This window comes from Mesotoga sp. HF07.pep.5.2.highcov (genome assembly GCF_003666285.1).
GTDB lineage: Bacteria > Thermotogota > Thermotogae > Petrotogales > Kosmotogaceae > Mesotoga > Mesotoga prima.
In genome coordinates, this window is sequence record NZ_JFHJ01000037.1 from 1 (window position 1) to 7568 (window position 7568).

Consider the following 7568-nt stretch of genomic DNA (forward strand, 5'->3'; position numbering starts at 1 on the left):
AAACGTCTCAAAAAGAAAACGCCGAGAGCATGCCCTCGGCGTTTCGGTAAATCAAATCTATGGTGGAAACTAGAGACTCTCCTTAACCTCTCTCACCCATTCCTTCGCAGTCTCGATATACTCCTCTAATCTTGAAGAAGGAGATTCGAAGTCACTCTCCTGAACGACTTCATTCCCCTTCAAAGCCTTTTTCAGATTCTCGAGGGCGCCACCTATCATTCCTTCATGCGTACAGAAGAGAGCGATCTTCTTTCCCTGGATTTTGTTCTCTTGAAGAAATGTATTGATCGGAGGTGCATATGTAAGAGCCCACACCGGACTCCCCAAGACTATGAAATCATACATGTTCGGATCGAAGCTATACGGCTCAAGTTCGGGACTGTTATTCATAGTCACCGACTCGCTTCCCCAGATATGCTCCTTATCTGGGTCGTACCCGGGCGTGGTCCCTATTTGTTCGGGATTCTCCACATGGTGATAATAGGTCCGAGTAAACTCCCCCGTGGGAACCAGCCTCAGAAGGTCAGCACCTATTGAAGAGGCCATTGCCTCTGCAAGTGCTTTAGTGCTTTCATCGTATGAGAAATAAACAACAATAGACTTCATACTATTACCTCCCTTCATTGCTATTATAGCTTGACTTAGAAGCGAAATGAACGTATCTCTACAAAGGAACCGCTATTCTTTGCCAGAACAAATGAAACAGAGAAGGATTTCTGAAGAACCTGCGCCGATTTATCATTCAGGTGTTGGTCTCCCTTGAATCAGTGACTCGGGGAAGTTGGGTTTTGTCGACCGTTTCGAGAAGTTTTAGTAGAAGCGCTAAATCACAAGTAATCAACAGCAACTTTATGTTCTTCAGCTCTCAAAGGCACCTTTCAAAAAGTAGAGATAACTTTCCTTATGCGCTTCACTTTGATTGCATAATCGCTTGCCTTGTTAGTTCTTTCACCTGTGTCCACAAAAATCGATCGAGCTTGCGCGATACGAAGTATCCTTTAGTAATATCATTATTTAGTAGAGGCGGGTTTTCCGCTTTTGGATAATCGGCTCGCGGCTTTCCCGCTTACGGAAAATCGGCTTGCGGATTAACGCGGCTTCGACAGAGCGTCTTGTCAATTTCTTATTTGACTTGTTCCGATTTGCTTTTTTGCCGAAATTTGAGCCCTCTGAAGACATGAACAAAGTAATTCAAGTTCCCACTGACTTCAGTCATAAAAACGGAGAACAACCCACTTAGGCACGAACAACCTGAATGAAAACAGCCGATGGGAGAAACCTCATTCCGTTTTTTGTTACGCTTAGTAAATCGAAGATGCGGAGAGCATATGATGCTAGAAAGCGACTCAATAAGTAGTTCCAATAAGCCTCTCAAACCATTCACGGCTTATTACTCTGTAATGTGGATGATAGCTTCTCTTATACGAAGCACTGTGATGCACCAGTTTTCCGCCTTCAACCGCTTCCTTAACAACCATTGAAGACTCAGGAGTGAAAATCTCCTCAGGAAGTGAGTCTCTGAGTACGCTTTCTATCCTGTACCACTCTTCCTTCCATTCATCATGTGATAGGGTGGCCCCTATTCTACTGCTGGCAACCAGTGCCCGGAAGAGATCATCGATAAGTACCTGCCGGTTCTTAACAATAACAAGATTGATCCTGAAGAAGTTCTCCATATAACTTACATCCTGCCATAGAACCTGATCGAACTCATCGCAGTCGATCTCTTCGGCAAGAAATCTAAGGGCGACCGCTTGATCCTCCATTATGTGACTCGGACCAAAAGTCCCCTGATAGAAGAGCTTGTAAAGATCGTCGAGCCTTGCTTCGGGATGCAAATCCAGCTCGTGAGAAGCGAGTTCAACAATTCTATTATCCATTCGAAACATATACTCCCCCTCTTTAATTAACTATTATACAGCTATCAATAGCCGATTCAAAAACCATCGACTGCTATGATGACGCTTTCGAGGTAAACAGCGCATTAATATCCAGTAAGATAGCTAGAAATTTTCTCAAGACCTTATTTCATTGAATGCCCAGAACTGATCGAATAATTGAAGTGATACGAAGACATCCAGTAGTTTATCGCTATGAGTTCCCACAAAAAAGCCCCCGCACGTCGCGAGGGCTCCCTGGGGGTTAACTGTGGCCTAAAGTACAGAAGCTAAGAAGAGAATCTCTTCTTCCCCAGACCGAAAAACTAGCAAGCAGTTCATGATCACCAACTCTGAATACCAAGAAGTGCAAGGGTTCCGCCCGATCCATCTGATGAGCCACTTCCTAAGGCATTAGGATCACCGGCCGCTACAAGTGCAAGGGAATTCAGAAGGTCTTCTCCATTATTATCAAGAGGATTTTCAAACTGCCAAGTAGTAATTGAACCTAGTAGGAACAACTGTGAGAATTGTCCCTGTCCTGGATTGTTGATATTCGACACATTTGACAAATCACCTAGAAGGAAGTTGCCGCCCGAACCATCATCTCTTTTAAGAGCAAAAAAGTCTCCCATTAGATTTTTATCGCCGTGAGTAGCAGAACTATATCCAAGGGAAATATCCCCGTATGAAGCAACGCGCAGATAAGAGTAGTTTTCTTCTGCAAGTAGTTTTTGGTAATCTTTGATCCTTGTTTCTGCATCAACTGCAGTTTTATTTGCAACTAGGGACATTCCATTTCCATTATTGACTTCCTCAACAAGTTTCTTCACGTCATACACAAACTGAGTATCAATTGTCACGTCACCTTTTACCTGTATATCATACTTGCCACTAACTATACTTATTTTGTGTTCCTGATCAGAGAAAAAGGTCGTGGTACCATCGATCATTATGTGTACAGTTGTTTCACTTGCAATAGAAGTTGGAACTAAGAAAGATTTCCCCGAACCAGATATTATTAGTCCTTCGGATGTAAATTCTGCATCAAATTGATCAGAACCGCTCACTTCAATAGTTAGTTCATCCGAGTAACTTTCCAGTTGACAGGTTGCACCACTACATATCACATTAATTTGTGAGGGCTCCTGTGCATAGGTAACAGTGGCAGTAGATGTGTTAAGCGTCACTGTTGCTTCGGGATTTTCAGGAAAACTCTGCTCATATTCATCTACCATTGTCCATAGAGAGTGGCAGCGTCATCCTCGATTTCATGGAAGTAGTCGCTCAAAAATTCGGCTAGGGTTTCCTCATCAGTGATCTGATTACCATCAGCATCATATACAATGATTCCCGCAGCGTTTAAAATACCCTCTACAATATCTTGAAGAGTAGAACTTGACGAGCTATTTAAAGACAAGACTCCTGCTATTATGCATCGCCAAAAATAATATCTCCAACGATTTTCTTTGATTTTCCATTCCCAATACTCCTTAACGATGATAATACTCGATCTAAAGAAACAGTCCTTAGCGCAGGCAATCCTCCCTGGGGCAACGCGTCTGTCATAACCAGACCCATCGAATAACGCTTTGTTCCATCAAACTCAGCCGAACAAATAACGACGAATTTCTCTGCTCCACCTGCAACCGGAAATATGTGCGATGATATATTGTATCTTCCTTCACCAAGCCCTTTGCTATTCCTGAATGAATTGACCTGATCTGTCAAACTAAAACCCTCAGTGTCTTCTCCAACAAAACTAAGAAAATCTGCCCAGTATTTGCTTTCAAGACCTGATCGAGAATCAAGCATGCTAATGAATTCGACTGCTTCAGACCATGTTACCTTATCATCTTCAGTGTAGCTGGAGAGATTGTCTACGAAGTAACAAGATGCTACTTCTACAACATTGTTTGCAATATTCTGCACATTAGCTATTCTTCTATAGGAATTCACCACATCTGTTGTTCTTGAAAGCTGTAAACCACTTGCAAGAAGAATCACCGTTCCAAAAGCAACAAGAATGAGTGTCATGACCAAAGCGAACCCACTTTTTCTACTGTGATGAGATAGTAACATATACTTTCTCCTCCTTTGAGTTCCTGTCTATGTCAGAAATCATCGCCTCCACCGTGAAAAGAATCCAGTCATTTCCGTTATACATGACCGAGCTCTGTTCCAATGGTGAAATTTCGATTCGCAGATTCCCAAACCCTGCTGTAGCCAAGAAACCCATTCCTTCATTAGGTCCATTAAGGGCGTTCTCAATCAAGACTAACCTTTCGTTGACCTTTTCCAAAATGACATCTGAATCATCTCCAACAGCTCTCAAAACCGAGTCTTGCCTAATGAAATCGCGAACAAAGTATGTTGCAGCTTGTATTGCTGAAACGTGAGTTATCCCTTGCGACATAGAATTGTATCTTACTATAAGAAAAATCCCACCCGCAATGAATAGACCAAGAACAGCAAGTGCAATTATCACTTCAAGCAACGAGAAACCATCTCTAATAAAACCTCACCGCTCCTCTCGCACTTCGCGTCAGAATCGGGTCATTGCTGACTGGATCAAAATACGTAAAGGTTCCACTATATGTTAAATATGAAGTCAATGGAACAGGATCAAACTCAAAATCCACAACATTCTCCGCAATCACAGACGAAACTAAGCTCCCAGATTTGTTATAATACTGATGAACCACCTTTCTTAGACTTGAATCATAGGTAATTGTAGATACAGCAGAAACCACATCGACACTAGAATCAGGCACACCTGAATACAAAGTTATCTCTTGAACTTTTTCCTCAGGCACATCTTCCGAGAATGTGAAGGAACCTAATGCTGTGAACTGCCGCGAAATTATATAGTTCAGCGACGAATGCAACTTTGAAATCTGTTCATCAAGAGACATCGATGCCTCTGTCGCTTTAGCAATTCTTAATGACTGAGTAGTTATTAGAGTAACTGTAAGAAGAACAACAGTCGATATAGACACAGCTATCATAAGCTCTGTAAGCGTCATACCTTTTTTTCTGAGCTGTTCAGTATTCTTCAATACCCAACCTCCGTACTTGAGCTGTCATAGTTCCCTCGTTGCAGATATAAAAGCCAACGTTGCAAAATAATTAATCTGCATCTGGACAAAAATAATGACAGGATTTGACTATTAGGGAGCGAAACTATCTTTTTGTGTTGGTTCAAATTGTCAACTAGAGTATAGCTGCAACCAGAGAGCATCTTTACCCGGAACGATTTTATCACACTACTATGAACAATAGCTCTAGAAAAGCGCACCTAGGTCAAGCCGCTCGCGTTCTCGGATCAATGCAACAAAGACTCCTAACCTTTTCTAGCAACAATGCTCCAGTAGTGATGAAGCAACTGCATGTCACCTGTTCTCATTGCGAACACTCTGACTTTTCGAAGTTGATAAAACACGCGTCCGCTTTTCAATAAGCATCCCGGATTCTTTTTCTACTTCAAGCTCTCTTGAGCAAATGCAATTGATTTCACTTTCGTCTGTTTTTTGGCCATCTTTTTTTGATCGGAAGCCTCCTAAAAATTCCAGTGAAGTTAGAATCGAGAATGCTTGGACTCCAACATTAGAGAAGAAGGCAATTCTTACACCGGTATTGGAAAGAAGCTTCTACATGTTTTCAGATAAAAGCCACAAGATCCCATCAACGTGTCAATGTATACTACCGAATCTGTGTTATTCCTCATTGATTGGCAATTATCGTCAAACATCCAGAGTCAGCTCTAAGACTAAGTTTGTGTCATTTCAGTTTCTTCATGTTACAGCTTTGGTTTTCCTTGCATTTTGCGTTTGATCTGGGGTATTATTATTTATTCCCATTTGATTGCGAGGGAGCTGACAATCGAATCGATTAGACGGTTTCTGAGGATAAGATATCACTGGAGAACCTCCTAGAACAGAGTTGAGAACGCCCGAAAGACCTCCTTATTTCTAATCAGTTCCCTCGTGTTTCCTTATTTGTCCGTCTTCGTTTTCTTTGATCCTCATTTACTCTAAACGGTTATTCCGTTTTCTATACTTACATCGTTCGTCGTAGCAGGTTCGGGGTAGGGGTAGGAAAGTACAAAGGAACTGGTTCTCAGTTAGCCGTCCTCCGTTCTCCGAAAAGAACCGCTTACCAATTGCTAAGATACGCTAAACACTAGAAAGAGCATGAGATTAGCTGCAAGATGCAAGTTGTGAGTTGTAAGAACCGAGGACCGGGGTAGGGGGTTGCAGGTTGGAGTTCGAAAGAGCAGATTGAAACCGGCTCGCCGTCGAAAAGTTCTCGGTTTTCCAACAAACTGTCCCCTCACAATTTTCCGCACGAGAAGAACGAGATTCTGACTAGGAGCATTGTCTGAATGACATAATGTAGGGTTTTCATGATCAGCATACGCTGAAATTCTTGGAGCATGCCCTGAAAACCTGCCCCACTTAGTCTGTCCTGAAGCTTGCCCCAATGAGCCTGTCCTGAAATGCTCCTGTTCAGGGTCAGACCGAAATCGTGAATCAAGAGCATCAAGATTCCGACCAGGAGCTTTGTCGGAATGACGGCATTTGACGCTTTTTCTCTGGACATCAGCTTGCAACTGCTGCTTCCCTGAGGATGGAGGACCGTCGCGGATAACGTTGTTTTCACAGCGATCAGCGGGTTTTTTCTTAAGCGCAAAGCGGACCTTTGGATCTAGATGCTGAAACAAGTTCAACATGACGCCGAGTACGGGGTTTCGATTACAGGGTCGGGGTCTCGTTAACAGAAACGGCAATCAATCCACGGGCTCACTACAACCAAAAAGATTATCCGGCAACGGATTCAAGAAACCCCTCACAATGTCATCCCGAACTTGTTTCGGGATCGGGTTCTAAGAACGAACAATCTGGACGCGTAGCATCGGAACGAAGAACCGTTCTTCTCGGAGGGCGGGTCCTTGTTGCTCTTGGAAGGACCAAGGACAGCTTTTAGAACTGAAAAACGACACATCCTCTTGCGAATCTGCACCTCTCAATGTGACGCCATATCTCTCGTTTTGGCGCCTTTCGAGCTTTCTACATGTTACAATTTTAAATGTGATAAAATAGTTACGAAGTATGGAAAACACATCAAATTACGAGGAGGAATGTATATGAGCAGTTATCATGAATCGGTTGATCAGCTAAGCGAAAAGGCAAAGGACATTTCCAGAGCTCTCAACAGCCTTAAGGAAGAGATCGAGGCCGTAGACTGGTACAACCAGAGAGTGGATGTAACTGAGGATGCCGAACTGAAGGCTGTAATGGCGCATAACAGGGACGAGGAGATAGAGCATGCCTGCATGACTCTCGAATGGCTCCGTAGAAATATGGACGGTTGGGATGACGAGCTTAAAACATATCTGTTCACGAAGGCACCAATCACCGAAGTTGAGGAAGCCGGATCGGGTTCCGAAAACAGCGGTCTGAACATCGGAAAGATGTAATAGGGAGGGATTAGAATGGATCTTTTCAAAAGACAACTAGCCCCATTGACGAGCGAGGCGTGGGAAGAAATAAATGAAAGAGCTAAGCAGGTTCTTAAGAGCTATCTCTCCGCAAGAAAAGTGGTTAGTGTGGTTGGTCCAAAGGGATGGGAGTATTCTTTCGTTCCGGAAGGAAGGGTCAAAATTCTCGAAAAAGAAGGAGAGGTCGGTGT

The 7568-nt window shown here is 43.1% G+C and carries 8 protein-coding genes; 2 read left to right on the forward strand and 6 right to left on the reverse strand.

The features are described 5' to 3' along the window. Nucleotides 1–69: 69 nt before the first annotated feature. The 6 genes from BG32_RS00750 to BG32_RS00780 all read right to left on the reverse strand — a co-directional run bounded on the left by BG32_RS00750 (nucleotide 70) and on the right by BG32_RS00780 (nucleotide 4936). Nucleotides 70–606, reverse strand: coding sequence for a flavodoxin (locus tag BG32_RS00750; RefSeq protein ID WP_121526224.1), 537 nt, complete (start codon nucleotides 604–606; stop codon nucleotides 70–72). 740 nt (nucleotides 607–1346) lie between these two features. After that, nucleotides 1347–1880: a hypothetical protein gene (locus tag BG32_RS00755; protein ID WP_259459410.1), complete on the reverse strand. Its 534-nt coding sequence runs from the start codon at nucleotides 1878–1880 to the stop codon at nucleotides 1347–1349. Nucleotides 1881–2221: 341 nt separating this feature from the next. Continuing rightward, nucleotides 2222–3115, reverse strand: coding sequence for a hypothetical protein (locus BG32_RS00760; protein ID WP_121526226.1), 894 nt, complete (start codon nucleotides 3113–3115; stop codon nucleotides 2222–2224). Between the two features lie 193 nt (nucleotides 3116–3308). Continuing rightward, nucleotides 3309–3959, reverse strand: a complete 651-nt coding sequence (locus BG32_RS00770; RefSeq protein ID WP_121526228.1) for a hypothetical protein — start codon at nucleotides 3957–3959, stop codon at nucleotides 3309–3311. Further along, nucleotides 3937–4392 (reverse strand): type II secretion system protein, encoded by a 456-nt coding sequence (locus BG32_RS00775; protein WP_121510040.1) that lies wholly within the window; start codon nucleotides 4390–4392, stop codon nucleotides 3937–3939. Before BG32_RS00775 ends, BG32_RS00770 begins: the two co-directional genes overlap by 23 nt. Beyond that, nucleotides 4388–4936 carry a PilW family protein gene (locus tag BG32_RS00780; protein WP_121510041.1) on the reverse strand — a complete coding sequence of 183 codons (549 nt, stop codon included), beginning with the start codon at nucleotides 4934–4936 and terminating at the stop codon, nucleotides 4388–4390. The genes BG32_RS00775 and BG32_RS00780 overlap by 5 nt, the downstream gene beginning before the upstream one ends. Nucleotides 4937–7023: 2087 nt before the next feature. Between BG32_RS00780 and BG32_RS00790 the strand changes: the two genes are divergently transcribed. Continuing rightward, nucleotides 7024–7356, forward strand: a complete 333-nt coding sequence (locus tag BG32_RS00790; RefSeq protein WP_006486704.1) for an encapsulin-associated ferritin-like protein — start codon at nucleotides 7024–7026, stop codon at nucleotides 7354–7356. 15 nt (nucleotides 7357–7371) lie between these two features. Then, nucleotides 7372–7568: encapsulin (locus BG32_RS00795; protein WP_183084251.1), on the forward strand; the 197-nt coding region annotated here is incomplete at its 3' end.

What these genes read in the sequence shown, in the direction of transcription:
- BG32_RS00750 (WP_121526224.1), bottom strand. Translation starts at nt 606, where the DNA reads ATGAAGTCTATTGTTGTTTATTTCTCATACGATGAAAGCACTAAAGCA.
- BG32_RS00755 (WP_259459410.1), bottom strand. Translation starts at nt 1,880, where the DNA reads ATGGATAATAGAATTGTTGAACTCGCTTCTCACGAGCTGGATTTGCAT.
- BG32_RS00760 (WP_121526226.1), bottom strand. Translation starts at nt 3,115, where the DNA reads ATGGTAGATGAATATGAGCAGAGTTTTCCTGAAAATCCCGAAGCAACA.
- BG32_RS00770 (WP_121526228.1), bottom strand. Translation starts at nt 3,959, where the DNA reads ATGTTACTATCTCATCACAGTAGAAAAAGTGGGTTCGCTTTGGTCATG.
- BG32_RS00790 (WP_006486704.1), top strand. Translation starts at nt 7,024, where the DNA reads ATGAGCAGTTATCATGAATCGGTTGATCAGCTAAGCGAAAAGGCAAAG.